Genomic DNA, 25,845 nt, shown 5'->3' on the forward strand with positions numbered 1-25,845 from the left:
CCCCCCCCCCCCCCCCCCCCCCCCCCCCCCCCCCCCCCCCCCCCCCCCCCCCCCCCCCCCCCCCCCCCCCCCCCACCACGGGAAGGGCGGAGGCCTCGGCCAAAGCCAGACGATAGCGCAACAAACACAGAGGTAGCATGCGGTAAAAAGAAAGGCCCCCGAAACAGTGTCCCGGAAGCCTTCCTCGTTCGTTTGGCGACAACGAGAATCCCACTTCCGCGAATCACAGTCAAGAGCCTCGTCGAGGCATTTGGACACCGTTTTGGTGAGCGCTTTCGCTTTGCCTAAAAGCTGAAGGGCACAACCATGACGCAACCAATAGCAACGACGCCCTTTGGGCGGCGGCCGATGACGCTTGCCATGATCTCAAGCCAGATGGCCGCGAAGAACGGGAAGCCGGAGACGGCCATCGTTCACAAGTGGCATGTCTTCCAGCACATCAAGGAGGCGCGCCAAGTTCTCGGCGCCACCGATCGTGCGCTCGCGATCCTGCACGCGCTCTTGTCGTTCCATCCCGAGACTGCGCTCGAAGCAGAAAGTGAGTTGATTGTCTGGCCGTCCAACGAGCAGTTGATGGCGCGTGCCAACGGGATGCCGCCGACGACCTTGCGCCGGCATCTGGCGGTCCTTGTCGATTGCGGCCTGATCATCCGCAGGGACAGCCCGAACGGGAAGCGCTTTGCCCGGAAAGGGCGAGGCGGGGAGATCGAGCAGGCCTACGGCTTCGACCTGGCGCCGATCGTGGCGAGGGCTGAGGAATACAAATCCCTCGCCGGGGCTGTGTACGCCGAGAAGAAGGCCTTCCGGGTCGCCAAAGAGCGGCTCACCATCCTGCGCCGGGATATCGTGAAGATGATCGAAGCGGGGATCGATGAGGGCGTCCCGGCGGACTGGAGGCGGTTTCAGCAGGCCTACCAGGAGATCGTAGGGCGGATTCCCCGAACCGCGCCGCGGCAGGTCCTGGAAGGCATTGGCAGTGATTTGGAGAAGCTCTGGCAAGAGATCCGTGAGCTGCTGGAAACTTTCACAAAAACACAGAATCCGGACGCCAATGAGTCCCATTTCGGACGCCACATACAGAATTCAAACCCAGAACCCTTATCTGAATCTGAAGAAGACCCGCCGAAGAAGGATGAAGCGGGCGGCAACGTCGCGGCTACCGACAACCTGCGGAGCTTGCCGAAACGCGAGTTGCCTCTGGGAATCGTGCTGGACGCCTGCCCGAACATGCGCTGGCTGGTGAAAGGCGGTGAAATCCGGCACTGGCGGGATTTGATTGCGGCCGCGGAACTTGCTCGGCCGCTGCTGGGCATCAGTCCGAGCGCGTGGCGGGAGGCGCAGGAGGCGCTGGGTGATCAGCAGGCCGCGATCACGCTGGCTGCGATCCACCAGAAATCGGATCAGATCAGCAGTGCCGGGGGCTATCTGCGCAGCCTGACCGATCGGGCCAGGGACGGGAAATTCTCAGTTTGGCCGATGATCATGGCGTTGTTGCGTGCCAAACTCGACGCATCGAGCCCGTCGGCGGTGCAGGGCGGGGGTGGGCCTGGTAGGGATGAGTCGCAAAAGCCGGCTCATGGCGGCGGGTTGCAACCGAGCGAACAATTGCGGGCGCTTCTTGCCAAGCGGCCGAAGTGACGGAGATGCAACATGATCCAACCCTGGCTCTCCGCCCTAAGCGCGAAGGCGCGATACCTTGCCCGCCGCCTCGCACGCCTGGAAAATCGTCCAAGCGAAGACATTCTCGAGCGCGCTCCGGAAGTCTACGCGGAGCGTATGATCAGCCGAGAATCGCCAGCGGTCTTTTACGGCCGCCTCAAAACATACGGCGATTCGGATGTTGATCTCGATGCCGTCATCCGCGAACAATGGCGGCGCCATACGGGGCTAAATCTCTGACGCTTTCGAATACGCCTGGACGTCTTGGCCGGAGAAACGACGGGTGGCCGCTCCGCTTGCGGGCGCGGCCTTCGAAGATCAAAGACCTGCCGCCTTGGTCAGATTGACCCGGAAGCGGTCGCGCCGTCGCTGGTAGCGTCGGGTTTGCTCTGCGCTGGCGTGTCCGAGCTGCTTTTGGACATAGCGCTCGTCGACCTCGGCCGAGGAGGCGAGGCCCGCACGCAACGAATGCCCAGCGAATTTCTCCTCCCGCTCGCCTTCGGGGAGATCGCCGCGGACGCCGGCGGCGAGTGCCGCGCGCTTGACCAGGCGCGCGACCTGCTGATCGGTCAGGCGATCCGGCCCGACGTCCTTGCCTTGACCGCGGACCCGGCGGAACAGCGGCCCGTGGCCGATCCGGGCCAGCTTCAGCCAGGTCTGCAAGGCCACGACCGGGCAGGTGGCGTCGGACGAGCCGCGTCCGATCTCAACCTCGCGCCAGCCGGTTTTGCCGCGCAGGGTGACGATCATTCCCTTGTCGAGGATCTCGACCCAGCCGCCGCCGTCCTCGGTGTCGTCGCGATGAACGTCGAGGCCAACGATTTCCGAGCGCCTGAGGCCGCCGGCGAAGCCCAGCAACAGCATGGCGCGGTCGCGCAGCCCCCGCAGGGTGCCGCGATCGAGCGTCTCCAGCATGGCGATGACGTCTTCGGGCAAGACGGCTTCCTTCTGCCGGGGAGGTGCGGCGTGGGTGTTGCGGATGCCGGCAAGCACGGTCGCGATGTGGCGGTCGCTACGGTCGACCGGCGAGCCGCGCTGGGTATAGTTCCAGGTCAGCGCCGAGAGCCGCCGCTCGATCGTGGCAACCGAATTTGGCTGGCGATCGGCGGTCGCCGTGCCCAAGGCGCAGGCGGTGATGTAGAGCCCCACTGTCTGCGGGGAGGACGGAAAAACCTCGAGGCCCTGGCGCCGGCACCAGCCGGAGAAGTGCTTCCAATCGGATGCGTAAGCCCGTCGCGTGTTGGCTGAACTCGCGGCGTCGGCATAGCCGCGGGCGCGATCGGCGAGCTGCTCGAGGTGGGCGGGTAGAGCAGGGGAGGGGGCTTCGCCCGGCTGTCGCACGGCCTCCGAAGCGACGAGAAGGCTGTCGCGGCCGGGAGAGCGATTGTTCATCGTCAGGCAGCCTTGATGTCGGTCTGCGAAAAGTCGTTGCCCTTGAACAGGAGAGGTTCACCACTGAGGGCGGCCATGGCATAGGAAAAGCAGTCGCCGAAATTCAGTCCGGCCGGGTGGCGGCCTTTTCCGTACCGACGCCAGGCGCGGCGGGCCTGGTCGGCATGGTCCGCGGTCACGGGAACGATCTCGATGTCCGCCTTATGCAGCCAGAGATCAAGTTCTGCTCCTCCCGCCTCACCCAAACGAGCCTCAATGACCATTGCAGCCTCAACAACAGTTGCCGCCGAAATCAGACGGACCGGATCTTCGGCGACCTGCTCGCGAAAGCGTGGAGCGTCCGGCTCATTAAAGAAGATCGCGACAATCGCGGACGTATCGAGCACCATCAGTTTGGTATGCCACTTTCGTCGTAGCCGATGATGTCGTCCGGGCTGCGGTGATCGAGAATCGGAAGCGCATTCAGTCGACGCTGCATCGCCTCCATATCCTCCAGAAGGGCGGCCTTACGCGCCTGCGATGCCGTTCGCTTCAGCCGCTCCTCGATCGCGCGGCGGGTCGCAACAGTGATGGTCTCACCAGTACGCTCGGCCAGCGCGCGGGCGAGCTTTTCCGTCTCGGGATCCTTGATGCTTAGCGCCATTGCTGAGTTCCTTGGTTCCTATTTTTCCATATTCTACCTACAGAGCGCCAGCCGCGCAATGCTGGCGCTTGGTTCTTGAGCCCCTGACCAGGTTCTGGGCAGCTCCGGCGGGGCCAGCCTGCGACCGAGGGGAGGGAGGGATGCGTCGGTAGAATCTGTGCTGCTCAGACCGACGCCTCCCAAGGATTGATCACCGTGGCGCCCGTATCCTCAAAATCCCCCACATTGCGGGTGACCAGGATGAGGTCGTGGACGATCGCGGTGGCGGCGATCAGCCCATCGATGTCGCCGCGCGGCCGGATCGCGGCGATGCGACCCCACTCGACGGAGATCTGATCGGTCACCGCCAGGATGCGGTCGGCGTGGTCGTGGCGCAGCTTGCGCAACCATTCGGCCAGATGGGCGGCCGCCTTCGAGTCCGATTTCTGCTTGAGCGCAATGCCGCGCATGATCTCGCCGAGGGTGAGGGTGCTCAGGTGAACGCTGGCCGGCTCGACCGAGCGCAGCCAGCCGGTGGCCTGCGCCGAGCCGCGCCGGGCCTCGGAAACGACATTGGTGTCGACGAGATACATCAGAAGGCTGCGTCGCGGCTGGGGATCTTGGCGCGCTGCGTCACGCCCTCGGCCAGGTCGTCATCCCAACCGGGTCCGGCCAGCAGGTCGTCGACCAGGGTCGGCCGGCTGGAGCGGAGCGCATCGTAATCGGCGGCCGACAGCACCACGGCGGCCCGCATCCCCCGCAGGGTCACGACCTGGGGGCCTTCGAGGCGGGCCTTCTGCACCACCTTGGAAAACTGGTTTTTGGCGTCCTGTAGCGGCCATTCCATGTTTGCACGCTCCTAGCTAGACAGTCTAGCTATCTTCTAAGGGCCGTTGTCGTTGAGGTCAAGGCTGGGCGCCGGCGTTTCGGGCGCGGAAAGATCGACGCCGGAAAGCGGGTTTTCGGGCGGCACGGAGGCTTTCCGGAGCGAGATTTTCGAAGGTCCGGGCGGCGATTTCGGGCATTTCCTATATTAAGAACAGAACGACCGATAACGCAACATTATCGGTCGTTATTATGCACCGACAGGTGCGGCGGTTTGAGGCGATTATAGTGGCACAAAGCGCCGCGCTGGCATACCCTTTCGCATGCCCGCGCGTTGCCGAATCGTCCCCGAACCTCCGCCGACCTTCGCCCCGGCGCCGGCCTGGCTGCGTCGCCGCGCACCGCCCGACATCGTCACGGAAGCGGTGTTTAATGCCGGCGCGGCGCTCGCAGCGCTGCATCCGATCGCACGCGACGAGCACCCGCTCGGCAGTCTGTGGCGCCAACGTCTCGCGCTCACCTGTGCCGCTACTCTCGCGCGCCAGGGCGGGCGGACGGAAGAGGAAGCTGCGCTGCGCGACCACTGGTACTTGCGCCGCGAGGACGACGATCCGGGTCCCGGCGGGCGTATTCTCGCCGCCTGGCGCAAGCTCTGCGAACGCGCCTCCAGTGATGTGGAGCAGTGGAATTTTGCCCTGGCGCCCGCACTCGGCCATCCCCTCAACTCGCTGCCGGACCAGATCGTCGGACTTGCCAGCCGACATACGAGGCAGCAGCACGTTATGCCGGTTCTGGCCGCCGCTGAGATCATCGCCGCGAGCAGACGTATGTTGCCGAAGGAGGAGGCTGTGCCGCTGTGGCTGGCGGATGCGGTCCTCGCCCACCAGCTGCGCTGGCCGGCGCCGGTGCCGCTGCTCGCGGCCCATCTGTCGCGCGGCGCGCTGCGCAAAGCACCACAGCACCTCGAGGGCGAGACCGTCTTCATGAGCGCACTCTGTGCGGCCTACACGACGGCCGCCGTGGCCGCGATCGACCTCTACAACGATCTCGCACGGCGGGCGACACGCCTGCTGGCGGTCGCGCCGAAGCTGCGCGGCAGGGATGCCGAGATGATGGTGGGGATCCTGATGGTGGAAGACGCCCAGTCCACCGGCGCCGGCAAGATGGCGAGCGACCGCAGCACCCGACGGCTGTTCGAACGGCTGGTGTCGCTCGGGGCGGTGCGCGAGCTCACCGGCCGGCCGACCTTTCGATTGTACGGGCTCTGAGATGGGGCGGCGCGCGCGACCGAAAGAGAATCTCGACACCGAGCTGGCCGACCTGCCGCCGGAGCTGCGCTGGCGCGAGTGGATGGGCCGGGTCGAAGCGGTAATTTTTGCCTCACCCGAGCCGGTGCCGCGCGAGGTGCTTGCCAAGGTGGTCGGGCGCGACTGCAACCTCGATCTGCTCATCGACGCGATTCGCGACGAGCTGCGCGGCCGGCCTTACGACCTGGTGTCGGTTGCTGGCGGCTTTCAACATCGCACCAGAACGGGTTTTGCCGATGCGATCCGCGCCGCCACCGGGCTCGGCGCCACCGCGCCAAAACCGCTGTCGCAGTCCGAGGCGCTCGTCCTGATGTGCATCGCCTATTTCCAGCCGATCACCCGCGGCGAGCTCGGCCGGGCGTTCGGCAGGGAGATCAGTCGGGATGTGATCGGTCACCTTCGCGCGCTCGGCTTCATCGCGGCCGGGCCGCGCAGCCCAACCCCTGGCGCGCCGTATACCAATGTGACCACGAAAACCTTCCTGTCGCACTTCGGCTTCGAATCCTTGCGCGATCTGCCTGACATCGACCTGCTCGAGGACGCCGGGCTGCTCAGCAAAGACATACTGTTGGCGGACGGCTTTCCCGCCGGCTTGGAAACCGACGCGACCGCCGTCGATGGTGATGATGAGCCTTTCGAGCGCGACGAACCGCTGGCCGGCTGACGGCCAATCAGACGGCCCCCGTTTGACGCTCGAGGGAGAAGCTCCCGCTCTACCGGGCCCGATGTGTACATGCAGCTGGAGGGTCGAGGACCACGACGATGGCGAAGAAATTGCAGATAGGGCAGAGACAGGCTAGCCGAATTTGTCAGATGTCGGCGACCGATCGGCTCGCCTTCATCGCCGAGGGGCTGCCGATCATCCATGCCAGCGCGAAAGGGTTTTGGTCGGCGTCACTTGAACTGAACGCGATGCCGCGGGAAGCCGAAGTGCTCGAGGGTTTCGCCAAGGAGGAGGCGGCGAAAATTCTCATCCTCTTGGATGTGGTGCGCTGCCCTGAGAAACGCGTAGCCGGCAAGCTCAGCATGCTGATCGGGCGCTTCTACGGTCACCTGGAGCGGTTGATATACGCCCAGCTTGCCGAGTGGTGGAGCGAGGACATCGCGCGCTTGCGGAAAGCGCCGCTGCCGATGTACAACGTTGATCTCAGCCCTGTCCCCGTGACGCTCGATGCGCTCAAGGCCGAGCAGGATCGTCTTTATTGGGCCGAGGTGGGCGACCCTTAACGAACGCCGGCCGGGGCTCTGGCCCGCACCTTTACTGTCTGCGAGGCCCGAGGGGAAGAGCCCGAACGAGGCCTTGCACATGTCAGAAAAAGATATATTATTTTCTGACACATGAAAACCCCTGTCGCATCAGTTCCGGACCGGATCATGAAGCGCGCCCACGCCGGCGGGCGCGGCGGCGTCTTCACGCCCAGCGATTTCCTGGACGTGGCCGGCCGCGCGGCCGTTGACCAGGCGCTGTCCCGGCTGGTCAGGGGTGGCAAGTTGCGACGTCTGGCGCGCGGCCTCTACGACTTCCCCAAGCTTCATCCGAAGCTCGGCCCGCTCTCGCCGGCGCCCGATGACGTCGCGCAGGCGCTCGCCCGGGAGACCGGCTCGCAGGTGCAGATCGCCGGTGCCCGCGCCGCGAACGCGCTCGGCCTGTCCACCCAGGTTCCGGCCAAGAACAACTACCTGACCGATGGTCCCTCCCGCCGTGTAGTGCTTGGCAAGCGGGTCGTTGATCTGCGTCACGCCTCGCCAAAACACCTGATCGCTCCGGGCAGCTTCGCCGGCACCGTCGTTCAGGCTCTGCGGCATCTCGGCCCCGTACGGGCGACCGATGTCGTACGCGTCGCCGGGCGCCGGCTGTCGGCGAGCGACAAGAAGACGCTCGCGAAGGGCGCCGTCCGGGCGCCGGCATGGATGCGACCGACACTCGTCTCCATCGCCACCATCTCCGGTGGGGCCGATGGATAAGGTCGCCCGTCTCGACGGCGCCGAGCGCGCGGCTCTGTTCGGTGAGACGGGCGCGGCGCGTGGCGTCGCCAACACCATCATCGAGAAGGACTTCTGGGTCTGCTGGACCTTGAAACGCCTCTTCGAGCTGCAGAAAGAAGACGCGCCCACCCTGGTCTTCAAGGGTGGGACCTCCTTGTCCAAGGCCTTCGGCGCGATCCGCCGCTTTTCCGAAGACATCGACCTGTCGTTCGACCGCGCCGATCTTGGCTACACCGGCGACCGCGATCCGGGAAGGGATGGGATCAGCAAAAAGCAGGCGGGCAAGCTGATCGAGGATCTGGTCGGTGACGTCGAAAAGCACATTGCCGAGAAGCTGCTGCCCGCCTTGCGCGCGGCGATCGCCAAGCAGCTCGGCGAGCCGACAAACGGCGAATGGTCCTTGGAGATCGATCCGAGCGATCCGCAGAGCGTGAACTTCCACTACCCGACCGCGCTGCCCAAGGAGGCGTATGAAGGCATGGCCTACATCACGCCGAGGGTGAAGCTGGAATTCGGCGCGCGCGGCGATCCGTGGCCGACCGAAGAGAAGAACATCCGCCCGTATGCAGCGAATGAGTTTCCCGACTTCTTCGAGGAAGCGGATTGCACCGTGACTGTGCTGTTGGTGCGGCGCACCTTCTGGGAAAAGGCCACGGCGCTGCACGCCGAGGCGCACCGTCCGAAGGACGCCCCGACGCCGCAATATTTCTCCCGACACTATTACGACATCGCGATGCTGCTCGACACTGAAGACGGAAACGCGGCCGCCGCCGACTTCGCGCTGCTCGAGCAGGTCGCCAACCACAAGGCGGTGTTTTTCCGCTCCGCCTGGGCGAGCTACGACACCGCGCGGCCAGGCACGTTGCAGCTTGTGCCGTTGGAGACGCGGCTTAAGGATCTGCGCGCTGATTATCGCGATATGGCGCCGATGATGTTCGATGAGAAACCGCTATCGTTCGACGAGATCATGGCTCGCATCCAGAAACTACAGGACACCATCAACGCTTCGCCGGCTTCGCAGTAATCACGTCCGGCTGCGGTGTTTCCGCGGGAGCTGCGCATCTTGGCCGAAGCCTGCAGTAAACCTGCGTCGTGCCGCACAAAAGATCCGCTAAGAGCCGAAGTAAAGCGGGAATATGAGGTGGTTCGCCTTCACGACCATAGGAGGCTGCTCGGTGTTCTCCTTGAGAACGGGTATTCGCCGAACAGTGCCGTGATCCGCCGAGCCACACTTGACCAGACACCGGCAAATTCGCAAACCAGGCACAAGGGACATCTGGAGCTCTTCTCATGACGCTCGACAGCGATATTCGCGTGCAGGCGTTCACGACCTTACTTACAGGCGGCCTCGGCTTTGCGATATACCTCGTACCGACAATTATGCCAGGAGCCTCCGAGGCAACCCTCTACATGGCGTCTGGCGTGGTCATTTTGGTCAGCGTCGCCGGGCTATCCTCTTGGACCAAAGGTCAGGAACAGTCGCGAAACTCCGACACGTTTAGATTAAGGTAAGTTATCGCAGTTTGACTTCGGATGAGTATTAGGAGGGCCGGAAGCGGGACGAATGTCTGCAAGGCGGACACGCACCTCAAGGAATGCGGAGTCGATTTTCAGGCCAAGTACAGGTCGCTTCTCCTCGAAGCCAAGGGTTACCCTATCGCGATCAGCGCCGCGCCGGAGAAGGTAGCCCACCGACGAATCAGGCACTGAAGGTGGGCTGGGCCCCCGCTTCTTCGTTTCCGCCGCTGATATGAAAGTGGCGCCAGTTGTGATCAAAGAATATTTTTAGGAGTGGAGATGGAACATAATATTGCAGACATGACCCTCGATGAGGTCGTATCTCACCTCATCGCGGGAGAGATTCTGCACGTTGCTAGCGGAGAGACATTTTCCCTGCCGTTGAGTGATAGCCGCGCTGTTCTCGCGTTCTACAATCAAGACCGTCGAGCGTACTGGAATCCGGATAAAGACACTGCAATTCAGGATGGGGAGGTGGATCGCGTCCTCGCCGCGCTTGACAATGTACCTAAAGCCTTGCCCGCACCGGCTAAGGCGCCGCCGGAATTGCAGAAATGGCAACTCACCAAGATCGAGGCGCATCGATTCCGGGGGCTGCATCGTCATTGCGCCGAGGGAGGTTCAGACCCCAAGCCGTTCGAGCTTGAGCTCGCGGCACCGGCCACACTGTTTCGGGGGTTCAATGGGGCGGGCAAGACCTCGCTGGTCAGCGCCGTTTGCTGGTGCCTGACCGGGTATGGATACCGGTCGCAGGGGCTGCCGGCACCGTTGCATGAGTGCATTTCGGTGCAAGTCGCCAGCACCGAGGCGGAAAAGAGCGGATTTGACATCCCAGTGATTGTGCCAATTCCCACCGAGCAGGAGCTGGTAGCGGTCGATGGCGTGCCGAAGGTCGACACATGGGTTCGGCTGTCGTTTCGATCGTTGATCGATGGGAGGGAGGTCGTGGTTGAGCGCCACCTCCAGCGGGAGGGTAAGAAGGGATTCAAGACCGGCGTGATCGGTCTAGAAAAATTGGGGCTATCCGAGCTGGCGCTTCAGGTCGGCATCCTGATGCCCGGCATCGCCGCCGCGACCCGCTTCGATGACAAGACCACGCTGTCCCAGGCCGTGTCGACATTGACCGGCCTGCGGCCGTTGGCGCATTTTGGCGCGCGGAGCGGGCGTCTCCACGATCGGCTGACCGAGAAGTATCCGAAGCTGGCCAAGCAAGAGAAGGAAGCTTGCGAAACGACGGCGGGCGCCCAGAAGCAAACCCTCGACGACCTTCTGAAGAGCGGGAAGGATCTGCCGAACCTCGATTGCGTCGTCGTTCCCGCCAACGGCGATCGCGATGGATGGGTGGCTGGCCTCACGGACGCCGAGAAGCGCCTCAAGGCGGTCGAGGACCAGGCGGCCGAGGAAGCGACGTTGATTCTGGGCGCCCTGCCGCCCCTGACGTCGGATATCGAGATTAAGCGGTTCAGAGACGCGCTGACGGCCGCTCAAAACTGTTTCAGCGGCGCCGCTTTGAGGGGACTGCCGTCCATGCAACTCGCCGCGAACCTCGGCGAGCTGCATGAGACGGACTTGGAATCTGCCGAAAAGGTCCTCGAAGGCATCGAGGCCGAGGCCAAGAGCCTGGTCAATCGCCTGTCGGATGCCAGTCGTTCGGATCGGCTGCGCCTCTATGGCCTAGTTGCCAGATGGCATGAGGCTGCTCATCCGGGGCAGCCTTTCTCGACATGTCCGGTTTGCGATCGCGATCTCACGCAACCCGGGGCGATTCCTCGGGACGCGTTGCTGGATCAGGCCGTGGCCGACGCGCTAGGGGAGGCCCGCAAAGCGGATTCAGCACTGTTGAAGACCGGCGCCGAATGGGAGCGCGACGCCATGCGTGGGCTGCGCGGACAGTTGCCGGCGAGTTTGCAGCCCTTTGCATCTGACGATGTGCCGGATGACCTTGCGACGGTCTATAAGGCAGCGTTGTCCAAGGAGGTCTTCGAGCAACCGGATTTTCCGCCGGTCCTTCGCAAGATGGCACCCGGCGTCGCCGAACTGTGCCGCATGGCATGGGCGAACGCACCCGTCCGCGCGCCGTTGCCGAGCACGGCCATCCCGCAACAGATTCCCGACGCCGAAGGCCTGCGAGGCGCGATCCAGAAGGTGCGGCGTGCGATTCGTCTCGCCAGGTATCGCGCCGCGAACACGGAATTCGCGAGGTCCGCCGTGGCCAGCGTATTGCGCTCTGCGGCGGAAACCGATGTCCCAGCCAATCAGCGCGCGGTTGCCGGGCAACTGAGCGTTCTTAACACCTACCTCGAGGCGGCGACGGCATTCGCCGGTGTGCGTCGCCAATTGGGCCAGTTCAAGCTGACCTGCGAGAAGTGGAAGGCCGCGTGTGAGCGGATCGAAAAGCTTGATCGTGCGGCGAACGCAGTTGAGCCGTTCACGCGGTTTCCAGCCCTTGTTCACGATCAGGTCGCCGGTCTGATCCTAGCTCTCGACTCGCAGGCAACGGCCTGGTCGCAGCGCATGTACAAGGCGCAGTTCCTGCAAGCACCTGCCTACGCGGGGTTGGACCCGGCCAAGAGCGACGGCTTTACGTTCCTGGCGGCACAAGGCAAGCATCTGGTCGAGGCGCATCATGTCATGAACGCTTCGGCTTTGCGGGCTTACTTGTCGGCGTTTGTCCTTGCGCTATGGCAGCAGGTCTGGACGAGATCCGGAGGGATTTCGACGATCCTGATGGATGATCCGCAGGATCTGCTCGATCCGGGCAACGTCGCCAATCTGGCAGCGACGGTTCCGCATCTGATCGCGGCGGACATGAGCCCGCTGATCGTCAGCAACGACTTTGGCTTCATCCCCACCATCGAGGCGTTCGTCTCCGCGCACAATACCACCATGCCCGGCCGGCGCACCGAAGTGTGGGAGTTTTCGGCGATCTCGACGTCGAAATGCACCGTCAGTCTGGCGCCAGTCGCCGATGAAGCAAGGTTGCGCGGCGAACACTGGCAAAAGACCGATCCGAATGATGTCACGCTCGCGCGGGCATTCGTTCATCCCGTCCGCGTACGCATCGAGATTAAGCTTTGGGATCTGCTGGCGTCCGATCCCGCGGTCCTGAAAGACCCGACGCTGAATGATCTCCTCGGCAAGATCGCCAACGCGCGAAACAGAGGAGAGCGGCCGTTCAACGAAGAGCCGTTCCGCAAGCTGATCGAGCTGCCTGCCCTGAAGGCCGGTGCGCCATTCCGGGACGCGATCAACAAGGCACACCACGGCAAGGCCGATCGGCTCACGCCCGTCGATGCGGATATCGTCCGCCAAGATTATGAGGATGTCTTCGCCGCGATCGACGCCTGTTGGCTCGCCTATGCCAGGTTCATGGGCCGATTGCCGTCGGAACAAGCCCTGGCGGAGGCCACGAAGGCTCCGGCCGAACCGAACGTCGTTCCCTTGCAGGCCAAGCCGATATCGGTCCTCGGGCGGCTTGCCGCCCATGAGGTCGGCGCTCCCCTCACCAGCATCGAAGATGCAAAGGACCAATTCGAGCTTGGGTCGCTAGGCGACATCTCGCTCTTCACGCTGCGCGCGCCGACCTTGGGATTGGCGGCCTTTCCCGGACAGACCCTGATCGTCTCGCTGACCGCCGAGGTTCGCAACGGAGACCTCGCTATCGTGCAAACGCCGGGGAAAACCTACGCACGCCGCATCGGCATCGATAAGGCCGATTTGTCGCGGATTGTCTTGGAGAGCGTGCCATCGGCGAGTTCGCGCGTACCGCCGACGCACTTCGTTCAGCGCAGCAGCGCCACGTTGAGCAAGATCGTCGGTGTCTTGTTTGACGAGACGGTGCCGGCCAAATCTCATGACGAGGCGATTCCCGCAACCGGTTCGGCTATCCTCTCCCAGGTGGTCGCGGCGGCGGTCGTCGCTGGCGATAGCGCCTTTCCGGTGGCGCCGGACAAGGGCCATGTGCTGCTTGGACGAGCGCCCGACCTATCCCAGTTGGCGGGGCGGATCCTGGCCGTCGTGGCACGGCCGGACGTTCATTCGTCGGACCACTTCGCCTACCTGAAGCGTCTCGGCAAACAGATGCCCGGCAATGCTTCCGTCTACTACCTGGAAAATGTGGGCCAAGCTGGAGAGGGGGAATATGTGCAATTTCCCGGTGCGGGCGGCGCGATCCCCGGCATCTCGGTCGTCGATGATGTGTGGAAGGTACATGGCACGATCTTCTAAACATCCGGTCTTCGTGTGACGATCAGTCAGAATGTCCTCAGCCTGTGGTCCTTGATGGGTTCCTCATGAGCGCACTGCTCGTTCGTTGGGCGGACGCAGGCTGGGACGAGCCGGAGGAAGAATGATCCGCATCTTGCACACGGCCGACTGGCACGTCGGTCAAACATTGCGAGGATTCTCTCGAGAGCATGAGCACCGCAAGGTCTTTGAGCGCCTCGAAGAGATCGTCGTCGAGCGGAATGTCGACGCGCTCGTAGTCGCCGGCGATGTGTTCGACAGTCAGAATCCGTCAGGAGAGGCGCAGCAACTCCTTTACAACGCGCTCGTGCGGCTGAGCCGCGCGCAACCACGAATGACCGTAGTGATCGTTGCCGGCAATCATGACGCCGCCGGAAGGTTGGAAGCGCCTCGGCCTTTGCTAGAAGCCTTTAATATTCGCGTCGTTGGAAATGTGCGGCGGCGCGATAGGCGGATCGAGGCGGCGCAACACCTCGTGCCGATTTTCGACGCCAGCGGTGCAATGGCCGCACACGTCCTGGCGGTCTCCTACCCAACTGCCGCCTGCCTTCCGAATTTGACGCGGCTGGATGGCGACTCTGGCTCACCCGTCATCGCCGGAGTACGCAGTCTTTACGCGGAATTGCTCGGCACGTTACGGCGGCAGATGGATGGTTTGCCGTTTGTCCTTACGGGACATCTCCACGTCGCGGGTGGCATCGAGTCGGAGGGCGCCGAGCGCCGGATCTTGGTCGGCGGTCAACATGCCGTGCCGCATGATGTGTTCCCGACAGAAGCAAGCTACGTCGCGCTTGGTCATCTGCATAAAGCCCAGGCCATAGGTCGCGATAGCGTTCGCTATTCGGGATCATTAATCCCCTTGTCGGCAACGGAGCAGCCTTACGCTCATGGAGTGACGCTTGTGAGCGTCGACGGTGCGCAGGTCACGTCAGAGCATATCCCAATCGATCGGCCGGTTCCTTTCCTGCGGCTGCCAGAGTCCGGTGATATGCGTTTGACTGAACTTGGCGATCACCTGACGGCATTGGATCTCCAGCCAGATCTGCCGATCAACGAGCGGCCGTTCGTCCAGATCAGACTTGCTCGTAACGGGCTGCCTTCTGGATTCAGAGAGGAGATCGACCGCATCACCGAGAACTTTCCTGTACGCGTTGTCGATACTCGTGTCGCCACGATACCCGGTACGCTGAACGAGACGGTCCTGACGGATCCTCTGATTCGGTTGGCGGAACGAGATCCAGAGGACATGTTTAAACTCGCGTTCGAGCGTGAGTTTGGCGCGGCACCGGGTGTTGCCCATCTGGATGTCTTCCACCGTGCACGGGCGGAGGCTTGACCCATGCGCATCCTGGCGATCCGCGGGGAAAATCTGGCCAGTCTTGCGGCACCTTTCGAAATCGATCTTGCAGCAGAACCGCTCGCGGGTTCCGGCCTCTTCGCCATCACGGGCGAGACTGGCGCCGGAAAGTCGACCATTCTCGATGCACTGTGCCTCGCGCTCTACGGCGAATACCCCCGCGTCTCTGTCGGCCGGCGCGAGAATGCTCCCGACCCTAGTGGAGAGCCGATCTCGATTCATGACGGCCGCGCGATCCTGCGCCGAGGTGCCGGCGGCGGGTATGCCGAGGTAGATTTCGTCGGGCAGGACGGTGAGCGATACCGTGCCCGCTGGGAAGCCAACCGCGCGCGCGGGCGGGCAAATGGCCGGCTTCAGAATGAGCAGCGCGCGCTGTATCGCCTTGACGACGGCAGCGCCGTGGCGACGGGCAAGACTCAGGTTCGCGAGGCGGTAGAAGCGAGGACCGAGCTTACGTTCGATCAGTTCCGACGAACGGTACTCCTCGCTCAGGGCGAATTCGATGCCTTCCTACTCGCCGCTGAGAGCGAGCGCGCAGAATTGCTTGAGAAAATCACAGGCACCGAAATCTACGCGGCGATCTCGATCCGCGTCCGTGAGGGCACGGAGGCTCGACGAAGGGCCGTCGAGCAGCTGGAGCAGCGTCGTGGTGACATTGGCCTTCTCGATGATGCTGCCAAGCAAGGATTGCTGGACGAGCAAAGTCGGCTTGCGTCGGCTATTGCCCAGAAAGCCGCGGAGCGTGATCAACACGACGGACGGCTCGATCATTTCAAGCGCGTCGTTGCCGCCAGAAGCGATCTTGCTCAAGCAGTGGATCGAGCCGGAACGGCACGTTCAGCGCGTGAGACGGCCGCCAATGAATATCAGTCGCTTGCCGAATTTGATCTCGTCGAGCCGCTTCGCCCGCTTTCGGTTGAAATGGACAATGCGCGGCGAACGGCGACGGAGGCTGAATCACGCCTCGACGATTTGCTCATCGCCCGCGAAGAAGCGCGAACGCGCGACGACGCCGCGGCAGGTCAACTCTCCGATGCTGCAACGGCCGACGAGGCCGCAGAAGACCTCTTCAAGCGCTTTGGTCCCCTCTGGAGCGAAGCCGAGAAGCTCGACGCCGAACTGGCCGCGGCCAGGATCGAGTTTACTGATGCGGCAGCGAAGTCCCAGCAGGCGGAAACGACGCTGCGATCCAACGTAGACGCGCTGGCAGCGCTTGATCAGGCTATTGGCCAATGCACAGATTCGCTGGGCATAACAATGGTCCAATTGAGGGAGCAATCAGCCCGCGCTATCCTTGCTGATCGCCTCGGTGACGCGACGGTTCTGCTGGAGAAGCGTGCCTCTCTCAAACAGAGTCGCAGCATGTTCCGGGCGAATGAATCTGCGGCAATAATCGCACGTTTGGAAGGTGAGATAGGCGAGCTGTCGGAGATGCTCGCGGCAGATCGTGAGCGGAAAGAGGGCCTCAGTCGCGACATTGCTCAGTGTCGCAATAGCCTTGCCGCAATCGACGAGCCGACGCTCCATCAACGTGACACAGATCTCCAGGGAGCGCTTGAGGCTCTGCGCCAGGCGAGCACCATCTGTGAACAGCATAATCGTGCGTCTGGAGATCTAGCGCGCGGGGAATCGGAGCTCGCCATTGCGGCGCAGGAGGTGAGCGCAGCAGGCAGCCAAATCGCTAACGCCGAATCCGAGCAGCTCCGCAGTCGGACCGCGCGCGTCGAAATCGTGCCGCTCGCGGAACTGGCCGACGAGGCTGTCTCCTCTGAAGCCATCCATCTGCGCAGCCTGCTAACCCCGAATGTTGCGTGCCCGGTATGCGGCAGCACAGGCCATCCCCATCTCGCGCACCCCAGCGCGTTGAACGAGATGGTTGCAACCGTTCGTCGTCGTCGCGAAGAGCTGGATACGGCGCTGGCTGCAATAGGCCAGCGTCTTAGCACCGCGACACGCGCACTTGCCGCTACGGAAGGGCGCCGGGCAGAGGCGAACCGCGTGATTGATATCGCGCGCGGCCAGGTTTCGCCAGCCGAGAGCGCTTATATCGAACTAAGGCCAATGGTGAGCGACCTCTGCTCCAAGGCGAGAATGGAGGGGAGTGTGCCTCGCGCGCTCGACAGTCAAGCCGCGTGCGAATTGGCGGCGCTCACCTCGGCCGCGAAGACGGAACGGATCACGATTGCTGCTCCACTCGCAGACGCCCAGCGCCTTCGGGCCGAGAGCGACAGTTTGCAGAGAGAGCATGACGCACTCGTTCGGTCCATCGAGTCGACAATTCGAAGCGTCGACCAACGACGTTCTGAACTTCATGCTGGACAACTGAAAGCCACGGAATCCGCAATCCGGGAAGCGGCGCTCGCAGAGAACCTCGCTACCATCGATCGCGAGATATCGCCATTCCTCGTTGCAGCCGATCTAACCATCGAGCTGCTTGACGCCGACCCGGTGGGCTGCGCCGACAGACTTTCAGCGGTTGCGCAAGAGTACGGGGCACTGCGTGAGCGGGCTGGCGAGCTCGAAATTACGCTACAACGGTTGGCGCCGGACCGCGCGGCGGCGGCCGTCTCGCTTGAGCACGCACGGTCACAAATGACGCAGAGCGCGGCCCAACTCAATCAACGTCGACGGTTCGCGCAAGAGAAGGCGACCGCCCGAGCTGAACTTCTTGGCGGTGAGGCGACTGCCAGTCACCGGACCCGGATCAACGAAGCTGGTCGAACGGCCCGCGAAACCCTCGCCAAGGCGCGCGAGGCGAAATCCAATGCTGCCGGCGCGTTCCAGTCGGCCAGCGCTCGCTGTGAGGAGGCTGCCGCGGGATTGGAGGCCGCGAAGAATCGCCGCGCGTCAACCGAAGGGGCCTTCAATACGGCCTGTCAGGATATCGCCCGGTCGCCGGGTCAGGTGTTCACGCTGATTGCCACCGACCCAGCTGTGTGCAGAGCGCTACGGAGACGAATTCAAGAGATCGACCGAACCGTAAACGATGCGGACGCCGCCGTCCTGATGCGTCGGGAAGACCTCGAGAGATCGCTGGAAGGGTTCGATGAGACAACTGACGCGGAGGCATCGACTGCCGCCGTTGCAACCCTTACAACGGAAATCGGCGATCTGCATCAACGAACCGGCACACTTTGCGCATCGCTCGCGCGCGACGATGACGCGCGTCGCATAGCTGCAAGCCTATCTGCGGAGATAGAGACGGCCCAGGCGGAACTTGCCATTTGGCAGGCGGTCGATGACGCCATCGGCTCAGCCAATGGCGATCGCTTTCGTCGCTTCGTACAGGGCATCACACTCGATCACATGGTGCAACTCGCGAATGATCATCTCAATGCACTGAGCCCCCGTTACAGGCTCGCGCGGGGAAAGGTGTCAGATCTCGCACTATATATCATCGACTGCGACATGGACGATGAGATTCGCGGGACGCGGAGTCTTTCCGGCGGCGAGCGATTTCTAGTCTCGTTGGCGCTTGCGTTAGCACTATCAGGCCTCGAAGGCCGATCGTCCTTTGTCGATACGCTGTTCATCGACGAAGGCTTCGGATCGCTGGACGCCGACACGCTCGAGTTGGCAGTGGATGCATTGGAAACCTTGCAGGGGCGAGGACGAAAAGTTGGCGTCATCACTCATGTCGCCGCCATGATCGAGCGGATCGCCGTGCAGGTTCGCGTTGAAAAGTGCGGCGCGGGGCGCTCTGAGATTCGGGTTTCTACCGGAATGGGAACGGTGTGGCTTGCTGTCGAGGCCGTGCAATAGACGGCGGCGCGGTCACGAGTGGCGGCATCGCGGAAGCACTGATCACAGTGCGCTATCCGACTGCCATGATAAGCAGGATGCCGACCGTGGATCTCAATTCGTCAATCACCATAGCCTCGTTGTGCAATATTGGCAGCCGTCGCACTGATTCGGGCTATTCTTGCCATCGCTCGACGGGCGGGCTGAGATTATGCGATCGGGGCTATCCGGCACATGCGGCGGATAAGTGGGGTACGTCGTGAAGCTGAGTTTAAGAGAGATTCATCCAGGATGCATCGCGGTCCAGTGTGAGGCCGATCCCGGCATTTATCAATCGCTCAAGCCAGATCAGCCGGACCCGAACCCGTTGCCTATCAAAGAGGTCATTTGGTTCGATGCCACCAAGTCAACAATTATCATTCGACCTATTATCACGTACCCGTCCGAGCGATACTTTGAAGAAAAGTGAAGTGGACCCCGGAAATAGGACCAGATCTTAAGGTGTGAAGCGTCCTGCTCTGTCTCAACCGACGGAGTACGGATATGACCAACTCTCGCAAGAAGTTCGATGCCGCATTCAAGGCCAAGATTGCTCTGGAGGCACTGCGCGAGGTTGCGACGGTACCGGAGCTGGCAAAGCGGCACGGCGTTCACCCGAATCAGATCTATGGCTGGAAGAAGCAGGTCCTCGACAATTTGGCGAGCCTGTTCGCGCGTGGCGCGAGTGCTTCGGGCGATGGCGTGGAGGAGCATGAGCGCGAGACGGCGAAGCTCTATACCAAGATTGGTCAGTTGACGGTTGAAAGGGATTTCTTGGCCAAGAGGCCCGGGCGATGAGTCTCCCCGAGCGCAGGGCGATGGTCGGGCGGCCTGGCGAGAATTTGTCGGTTCGCCGGCAATGTGAGCTGCTGAATCTGGCGCGTTCTGGTGTCTACCGGCCCGTGCCAGTGACCAGCATCGACGACCTGACCTTGATGCGGCGGATCGACGAACTGCATCTGAAATGGCCGTTCTACGGCTCGCGGCGAATGGTGTTCGAACTCAATCAGGCCGGCCGCGGCATCAACCGCAAGCGCGTGCAAAGGCTGATGCGCGTGATGGGATCGAGGCGCTGGTCCCGCGCCCCGGCACCAGCAAGGCCGCTCCCGGCCACAAGATCTATCCCTATCTGCTGCGTGGCGTCAGCATCACCGAGCCCAATCATGTCTGGGCCAGCGACATTACCTACATTCCGATGGCGCAGGGATTCTTGTATCTGGTCGCGATTATTGACTGGGCTACCCGGGCAGTGTTGGCGTGGCGCCTGTCGAACACGATGGATACAGGCTTTTGCATCGCGGCGCTCGACGAAGCGCTGGCGCGGCACGGACGGCCTAAAATATTCAACACCGATCAGGGCGCGCAGTTTACCAGCTTGGCCTTCACCGGCCGGCTCGAGGCTGCAGGCATCGCGATTTCGATGGACGGACGCGGGCGTTTCATGGACAACATCTTTATCGAACGGCTGTGGCGCTCGATCAAGTACGAGGAAGTGCACCTGAAAGCCTATGCCGACGGGCGCGAAGCGCGAGACGGCATCGGATCATGGATGAACTTTTATAATCATCGCCGTCCACACCAGGCGATGAACAACCAGTTTCCCATGGCGGCATGGCGTGCCGGCACGGACAGGACCGAGGTGGCGAGGACTGTGGATATGCCGCTTCGCTTGGACAACGCAAACGCGTTGCCCACATACCCACAGCAGACGCAAACGCCGCAGCAGGAAGCTGCTTGATTTGAACGACAAGGCAGGCGCGATCACACCTTAACTTCGGCGCTCCATGGTCCCACGGACGGGGTCCACTTCAAAGTACGGACAGATCGAAGAGATCGTTTTGGAGGGTTTTGGCGTTGAGCCGCCCGGAGATGAACAGGCCATACACGACGCGCTCTTCCAGCTTCCCATGGGCTTCATCAAGAATATCGAAGCCGGCCTTGGATTTCCAAAGGAATATAGTTCAATCGTCGACTGCGTCGAGGAACTCGACGACGTCACAAGCCTGATCATCACCAAACGAGGCTCGACTCGCCGTATTCCTCCGGGGTGGGCCGCCTTGTTGAGTTGCAGGTATCCGACGAGGATCTAGCTTTAAGGCTAGCCTTAAGGTCGGTAGATGCGGGTAGAGGTCCTGGGCGGGGTTGAGCGTCGTCGTCGCTGGTCTCGCGACGATAAGATGCGGATCATCGAAGAGACGCTGGCGCCCGGCGCGGTTGTGACGGAGATCGCGCGGCGGCACGGCATTTCGACGAGTTTGGTGTTCACGTGGCGGCGGCGGCGGGCGCGCCTGGCGAGTGTCGTTTCGGCGGGACCGAAGCTTGTCCCTGTTCAGCTCACCCCGGGTGCGACCGAAAGCGTTCCGTCGATTGAAGCCCCAGCGGTGATTTCGCCCCGGAGGCGCCGGGGCCTGATCGAGATCGAACTCGGTGGCGGCAAGCGTGTCAGCGTTGACGAGAACGTCGATGCTGACGCGTTGGGGCGGGTCCTTGATGTTCTGAGCCGGCGATGATCCCGATACCGGGTGGCGTCAGAGTCTGGATCGCAACCGGCCACACCGACATGCGTCGCGGCATGCAGGGTCTGGCTTTGCAGGTTCAGGAGAGCCTGAAGCGGGATCCCCACGCCGGAGATCTCTATATCTTCCGAGGCCGGCGTGGCGATTTGGCAAAGATCCTCTGGCATGACGGGATCGGGCTGTCGCTCTATGCGAAACGCTTGGATCGCGGAAAGTTCATCTGGCCTTCGGCGTCAGGTGACGCGGTGTCGATCTCGGCGGCGCAGATGGCGTACATGCTCGAAGGGATCGATTGGCGCAATCCACAACTGACGTGGCGGCCGACAAGGGCGGGATGAGCGAAGAAAAATGTGGAAACCCGCGTATTTTGGGGTGCCGCAAATCACTAAAACTATGATTCACTTCGTCTCATGGATGCTGATCGCGCCGCTCTTGCCGAAGAAAACGCCGCGCTGAAAGCGGAGCTGGCGGTAGCGCGGGCAAAGGCGTCGGAGGACGCCGCGCTGATTGTGCAGCAGACCTTGCGGATAGCGAAGCTCGAGCGCCAGGTTTACGGCCAGAAATCGGAGCGCTCGGCGCGGTTGATCGACCAGCTGGCGCTTACCTTCGAAGAATTGGAAGCTAACGCGACGGAAGACGAATTGGCGGCGGAGCAGGCAGTCGCCAAAACGACTACGGTTGACGGATTTACGCGCAAGCGCGCTGAGCGCAACACGTTCCCAGACCACCTTCCGCGCGAGCGGGTGGTGATCGATCCGCCGACGGCGTGCGAATGCTGCGGCGGCAATCGCTTGCGCAAGCTCGGCGAAGATGTGACCCGAACGCTGGAATCGGTGCCGCGTCAGTGGAAGGTAATCGAGACGGTGCGCGAGAAGTTCTCTTGCCGCGACTGCGAGAAGATCAGCCAGGCACCGGCGCCATTCCATGTGATCCCGCGAGGGTGGGCGGGGCCGAGCCTGCTGGCCATGCTGCTCTATGAGAAGTTCGGCCAGCATCAGCCTCTGAACCGGCAAACCGAGCGTTACGCGTTGGAAGGCGTGCCGATCAGTCTGTCGACCGCAGCCGACGCCGTCGGAGCGTGCTGCACGGTATTGGAGCCGCTGTTGCGTCTGTTGGAAGCCCACGTCATGGCATCCGAACGCCTCCACGGCGACGACACCACCGTGCCCGTGCTGGCCTTGGGCAAGTGCGATGTCGCTCGATGCTGGGTCTATGTAAAGGACGACCGCCCCTTCGGCGGCTCAGATCCGCCGGCGGCAATGTTCTATTACTCGCGCGATCGAAGGGGCGAGCATCCGCAGGCGCATCTGGCCAACTATAGCGGTATCCTGCAGGCCGACGCCTTCGGCGGATACACCAAACTCTACGAGCCCCCGCGAAGTCCTGGGCCTATCAGGGAGGCGGCCTGTTGGGTGCATGCCCGGCGCCCGTTCTTCGCCATGGCGGATCTTGAGGAAAACGCGCGACGTAAGGCTGCTGGCAAGAAGGAGATCGCCCTCTCGCCGATTGCGATCGAGATCGTGCGTCGCATCGACGCCCTCTTCGCAATCGAGCGCACGATCAATGGCCAAGGCGCCGACCACCGAGAGGCTGTCCGCCAGGCGCAGAGCGCTCCGTTGGTTGCCGATCTGGAAGCCTATATGCGTGAGCAGTGCGCCAAGCTCTCCCGCGGTCACGATCTGGCCAAGGCCATGAACTACATGTTCAAGCGCTGGGGCTCCTTCACACGCTTCCTCGACGATGGCCGCGTCTGTCTCTCGAACAACGCCGCCGAAAGAGCGCTGCGCGGCATCGCATTGGGCAGAAAGTCTTGGTTATTCTGCGGGTCCGACCGCGGAGGGCGTCGTGCCGCCGCCATGTATAGCCTCATCGTCACCTGTCTATGCCGCGCTCGGCATAGCGCAGATTGGACGAAGCCGCTCCGCGGCAGAACACTCGGCAAGAGTGGCCCATCGTCGGATGAAGGAATGCGGCTGAAGCAACTGTAACTGCTTTGGCGTGCCATGGTGAGACGCAATTTGCAGCGTTCATAGGCTTGGCTTCGAGCAAGATGGCGTTGCTGCCCTCGGGCAGTTTTCGTTTTTTTTGCCAAGGAGCCTTCAATGACCCCGCTTCGGTTACGCATGATAAACGACATGCAGATCCGCAACCTGTCACCGCATACGCAGGATTCCTATCTGCTGCAGGTTTCGCAGTTCGCCCGCCATTTTGCGAAGTCGCCGGCTTTGCTTGGGCCGGAAGATGTCCGCGCCTACCAAGTCTATCTGACGAACGAGAAGAAGTTGGCGCCGAAGTCGATCCACGTGACCGTCTCAGCGCTCCGTTTCTTGTACCGTGTCACGCTCGGCTTCGAATGGGATTTCGACCTCATCATTCCGTGTCCAAAGGCGCCCAAGACACTCGCCGTCATCCTCAGCCCCGAAGAGGTGCTGCACTTCCTCGGCTGCGTGGAGAGCCTCAAGCATCAAGTGATCCTGACAACATGCTACGCCGCCGGTCTGCGCATTTCCGAAGCGGTACGCCTAAAGCCGGGAGCCATCGACCGACAGCGGATGGTGCTACGCGTAGATCAAGGCAAGGGGAAGAAGGACCGTTACGTCATGCTCTCGGCACGGTTGCTGGAGACACTGACCGACTATTGGCGCGCCGTCCGGCCGAGGACGTGGATGTTTCCCGACGGTATCCCCAACGAACCGATATCGACCAACGCGGTGCAGGACGCCTGCAGCAAGGCGCATCGGTTAACGGGCCTTGCCAAGCCCGTGACGCCGCATTCGCTGCGGCATGCCTTCGCCGTCCATCTACTCGAGGCCGGCACCGATCTTCGCACCATCCAGCTCTTGCTTGGCCATCGCAGCCTGTCCACAACCGCGCAATATCTCCGGATAGCCACGAACAAAGTCTGCGCGGCGACCAGCCCGCTGGAGCTGCTGCCGCGCCCAATCCCCAAGGCACCACCACCGCCGCCGCCTGAACATTTCTGACGGCGGCCCCATGGGACGCTCAGGTCCGGAAGTGGCGGATATCTTCCGCCGCTATGGTGCTGCCTGGCGTGAGCAGCACTGGAGGTCTCTATCGACCGAACGACGTGCAGCAATGACGGCGATCGAGCGCTGCCGAACGGCCGCGCTCGGTGGCCATGTCGAGCAGTGCGATCACTGCGGAGAGCGGCGGATCTCCTACAATAGCTGCCGCTCGCGCAACTGCCCCAAGTGCCAATCGCTCGCGCGGGCAGAATGGATCGAGGCCCGACAAGCGGAGCTTCTCGATACGCAGTATTTTCACGTTGTTTTCACCATACCCGACCAAATCGCAGCGATCGCATTCCAGAATGCCGGCACCGTGTACGATATTTTGTTCCGCACAGCTGCAGAGACTTTGCGGACTATCGCTGCCGACCCCAAGCACCTCGGTGCCGAGATCGGGTTCTTTTCTGTCCTTCATACTTGGGGCCAGAACCTACTTCACCATCCCCACCTCCATTGCGTCGTTCCTGGAGGAGGACTGTCCCCGGATGGCAGCCGCTGGATCGCGTGCCGGCCCGACTTCTTTCTTCCCGTGGCCGTGCTTTCCCGTCTGTTCCGGCGCCTATTTCTCAGCGCCTTGCAAAAGTCGTTCGATACCGGCGAGCTACAATTCTTCTCGTCGCTGGAACCGTTGCGTGATCCGGCTGCGTTTCAGCGTTATCTGAACGATGTCCGCAGAATCAATTGGGTTATCTACGCCAAGCCGCCATTTGGCAGCGCCGAACAGGTTGTGCACTATGTCGGCCGCTATACGCATCGGGTAGCGATCAGCAACAGCCGTGTCATCGATATCGAAGACGGCAAAGTACGCTTTCGATGGAAAGATTACCGCCACGGAAGCCAGCAGAAAGTAATGACGCTGGACGCCGGGGAGTTCATTCGGCGTTTCCTCATCCATGTCCTGCCCGAAGGCTTCAAACGTATTCGCTACTATGGTTTTCTGGGTAACCGCTACCGCAAGCAAAAGCTCGCTCGCTGCCGTGAACTGCTCGGAATGATATCCGCCGATGCTCATTCGGAGCCAGAAGAGCCATCCGATTGCCCCGAGAAGGCCGAGCACTGCAATGCTGCTTCCTTGCGTCAATGTCCATCCTGTCATCAAGGCCACATGGTGTGCGTCGAGGTATTGCAGCCAGGTTCGTTCAGTGCCGCTCGTTCACCGGACACTTCTTGATGCGAGACCTCGATCAACCAAGAACCGCCACCTTCCATTTCGCAATTCTTCCGGCCGCCGTGGCAGCCGATAGATGCCCTGTTGTCGTTCGTGCGACGTCAAACCTCCGGCGCTTCGCATTTTTCGGCTACTTCGCTTCCCAGATGTCGCTTCCACCCAGTACTTTCGTGATAATGTCCGCTTTGGACTTGTCTCCAGTCCAGATCACGACGTCCACAAATAACGGCGCAGTGATTCAACACCCATAGCTGCAGCGGCGTGCCCGCGGCTTCGTCCAACACGTTTTTAGATTACCGGCGCCCCTCGCGAGTGCTCGTGTTGGGTACCGAACCACGCGCCGCCAATCTAAAAACGCTCTCTATTATGCCGCCCGCCGAACTATGCCGAACGGGTCCGGTATGGCACGTCGTTGTCACGCTGGCATCGTCGATCGCGTGC

At 62.2% G+C, this 25,845-nt stretch carries 21 protein-coding genes and 2 pseudogenes; 18 read left to right on the forward strand and 5 right to left on the reverse strand.

Going from position 1 to position 25,845, the window contains the following annotated elements; genetic code table 11:
• Positions 1–306 precede the first annotated feature (306 nt).
• Both repC and QSV46_RS37925 read left to right on the forward strand, forming a co-directional pair.
• Positions 307–1,638, forward strand: a complete 1,332-nt coding sequence (gene repC / locus QSV46_RS37920) for a plasmid replication protein RepC (protein WP_314963837.1) — start codon at positions 307–309, stop codon at positions 1,636–1,638.
• 12 nt (positions 1,639–1,650) lie between these two features.
• Positions 1,651–1,899 (forward strand): plasmid stabilization protein, encoded by a 249-nt coding sequence (locus QSV46_RS37925; RefSeq protein ID WP_108522896.1) that lies wholly within the window; start codon positions 1,651–1,653, stop codon positions 1,897–1,899.
• Between the two features lie 78 nt (positions 1,900–1,977).
• Here QSV46_RS37925 and QSV46_RS37930 read toward each other — a convergent pair whose 3' ends face one another.
• The 5 genes from QSV46_RS37930 to QSV46_RS37950 form a co-directional block, all read right to left on the reverse strand.
• Positions 1,978–3,051: a site-specific integrase gene (locus QSV46_RS37930; RefSeq protein WP_108522895.1), complete on the reverse strand. Its 1,074-nt coding sequence runs from the start codon at positions 3,049–3,051 to the stop codon at positions 1,978–1,980.
• A 2-nt stretch (positions 3,052–3,053) separates the two neighbouring features.
• Entirely contained in the window at positions 3,054–3,440 is a 387-nt protein-coding gene (locus QSV46_RS37935; protein WP_314963838.1) for a type II toxin-antitoxin system VapC family toxin, read from the reverse strand.
• A complete protein-coding gene (locus tag QSV46_RS37940) occupies positions 3,440–3,694 on the reverse strand; it encodes a type II toxin-antitoxin system VapB family antitoxin (RefSeq protein ID WP_314963839.1) in 255 nt (84 codons plus the stop codon). The genes QSV46_RS37935 and QSV46_RS37940 overlap by 1 nt, the downstream gene beginning before the upstream one ends.
• Positions 3,695–3,858: 164 nt before the next feature.
• Positions 3,859–4,266, reverse strand: coding sequence for a type II toxin-antitoxin system VapC family toxin (locus QSV46_RS37945; protein WP_314963840.1), 408 nt, complete (start codon positions 4,264–4,266; stop codon positions 3,859–3,861).
• The gene (locus QSV46_RS37950) at positions 4,266–4,520 is read right to left on the reverse strand and encodes a type II toxin-antitoxin system Phd/YefM family antitoxin (RefSeq protein ID WP_108522891.1); all 255 of its coding nucleotides are present in this window, start codon (positions 4,518–4,520) and stop codon (positions 4,266–4,268) included. The genes QSV46_RS37945 and QSV46_RS37950 overlap by 1 nt, the downstream gene beginning before the upstream one ends.
• Before the next feature lie 301 nt (positions 4,521–4,821).
• On the opposite strand from QSV46_RS37950, the gene QSV46_RS37955 reads away from it, so the two are divergent.
• From QSV46_RS37955 to QSV46_RS38030, 16 genes and pseudogenes are all read left to right on the forward strand, one after another.
• Positions 4,822–5,766 carry a DUF1403 family protein gene (locus QSV46_RS37955; protein ID WP_314963841.1) on the forward strand — a complete coding sequence of 315 codons (945 nt, stop codon included), beginning with the start codon at positions 4,822–4,824 and terminating at the stop codon, positions 5,764–5,766.
• A 1-nt stretch (position 5,767) separates the two neighbouring features.
• Positions 5,768–6,469, forward strand: coding sequence for an SMC-Scp complex subunit ScpB (locus tag QSV46_RS37960; protein WP_108522889.1), 702 nt, complete (start codon positions 5,768–5,770; stop codon positions 6,467–6,469).
• A gap of 98 nt (positions 6,470–6,567) precedes the next feature.
• Positions 6,568–7,032 (forward strand): hypothetical protein, encoded by a 465-nt coding sequence (locus tag QSV46_RS37965; RefSeq protein WP_314963842.1) that lies wholly within the window; start codon positions 6,568–6,570, stop codon positions 7,030–7,032.
• Between the two features lie 147 nt (positions 7,033–7,179).
• On the forward strand, positions 7,180–7,770 hold the full coding sequence (locus tag QSV46_RS37970) for a DUF6088 family protein (RefSeq protein WP_108522888.1): 591 nt from the start codon (positions 7,180–7,182) through the stop codon (positions 7,768–7,770).
• Positions 7,763–8,815 carry a nucleotidyl transferase AbiEii/AbiGii toxin family protein gene (locus QSV46_RS37975; protein WP_314963843.1) on the forward strand — a complete coding sequence of 351 codons (1,053 nt, stop codon included), beginning with the start codon at positions 7,763–7,765 and terminating at the stop codon, positions 8,813–8,815. The genes QSV46_RS37970 and QSV46_RS37975 overlap by 8 nt, the downstream gene beginning before the upstream one ends.
• Positions 8,816–9,081: 266 nt before the next feature.
• Complete coding sequence (locus QSV46_RS37980) at positions 9,082–9,303, forward strand: hypothetical protein (RefSeq protein ID WP_108522887.1); 222 nt, start codon at positions 9,082–9,084, stop codon at positions 9,301–9,303.
• A gap of 285 nt (positions 9,304–9,588) precedes the next feature.
• The gene (locus QSV46_RS37985; protein WP_314963844.1) at positions 9,589–13,536 is read left to right on the forward strand and encodes an AAA family ATPase; all 3,948 of its coding nucleotides are present in this window, start codon (positions 9,589–9,591) and stop codon (positions 13,534–13,536) included.
• A gap of 121 nt (positions 13,537–13,657) precedes the next feature.
• A complete protein-coding gene (locus QSV46_RS37990; protein ID WP_108522886.1) occupies positions 13,658–14,890 on the forward strand; it encodes an exonuclease SbcCD subunit D in 1,233 nt (410 codons plus the stop codon).
• Between the two features lie 3 nt (positions 14,891–14,893).
• Positions 14,894–18,673 (forward strand): AAA family ATPase, encoded by a 3,780-nt coding sequence (locus QSV46_RS37995; RefSeq protein WP_108522885.1) that lies wholly within the window; start codon positions 14,894–14,896, stop codon positions 18,671–18,673.
• Between the two features lie 522 nt (positions 18,674–19,195).
• Positions 19,196–20,429: pseudogene (locus QSV46_RS38000) on the forward strand (IS3 family transposase).
• Positions 20,430–20,529: 100 nt separating this feature from the next.
• A complete protein-coding gene (locus QSV46_RS38005; protein ID WP_314963845.1) occupies positions 20,530–20,781 on the forward strand; it encodes a hypothetical protein in 252 nt (83 codons plus the stop codon).
• Positions 20,782–20,808: 27 nt separating this feature from the next.
• Complete coding sequence (gene tnpA, locus QSV46_RS38010; RefSeq protein WP_314963846.1) at positions 20,809–21,201, forward strand: IS66-like element accessory protein TnpA; 393 nt, start codon at positions 20,809–20,811, stop codon at positions 21,199–21,201.
• Positions 21,198–21,545: an IS66 family insertion sequence element accessory protein TnpB gene (gene tnpB / locus QSV46_RS38015; protein WP_007591027.1), complete on the forward strand. Its 348-nt coding sequence runs from the start codon at positions 21,198–21,200 to the stop codon at positions 21,543–21,545. The genes tnpA and tnpB overlap by 4 nt, the downstream gene beginning before the upstream one ends.
• A 72-nt stretch (positions 21,546–21,617) precedes the next feature.
• A pseudogene (gene tnpC / locus QSV46_RS38020) lies at positions 21,618–23,084 on the forward strand (IS66 family transposase); the annotation flags it as partial.
• A 225-nt stretch (positions 23,085–23,309) separates the two neighbouring features.
• Positions 23,310–24,191: a site-specific integrase gene (locus tag QSV46_RS38025; protein ID WP_314963847.1), complete on the forward strand. Its 882-nt coding sequence runs from the start codon at positions 23,310–23,312 to the stop codon at positions 24,189–24,191.
• A gap of 10 nt (positions 24,192–24,201) precedes the next feature.
• A complete protein-coding gene (locus QSV46_RS38030) occupies positions 24,202–25,407 on the forward strand; it encodes an IS91 family transposase (RefSeq protein ID WP_314963848.1) in 1,206 nt (401 codons plus the stop codon).
• Positions 25,408–25,845: the final 438 nt, after the last annotated feature.

The organism is Bradyrhizobium cosmicum (assembly GCF_032290525.1).
GTDB classification, from domain to species: Bacteria; Pseudomonadota; Alphaproteobacteria; order Rhizobiales; family Xanthobacteraceae; genus Bradyrhizobium; species Bradyrhizobium cosmicum_A.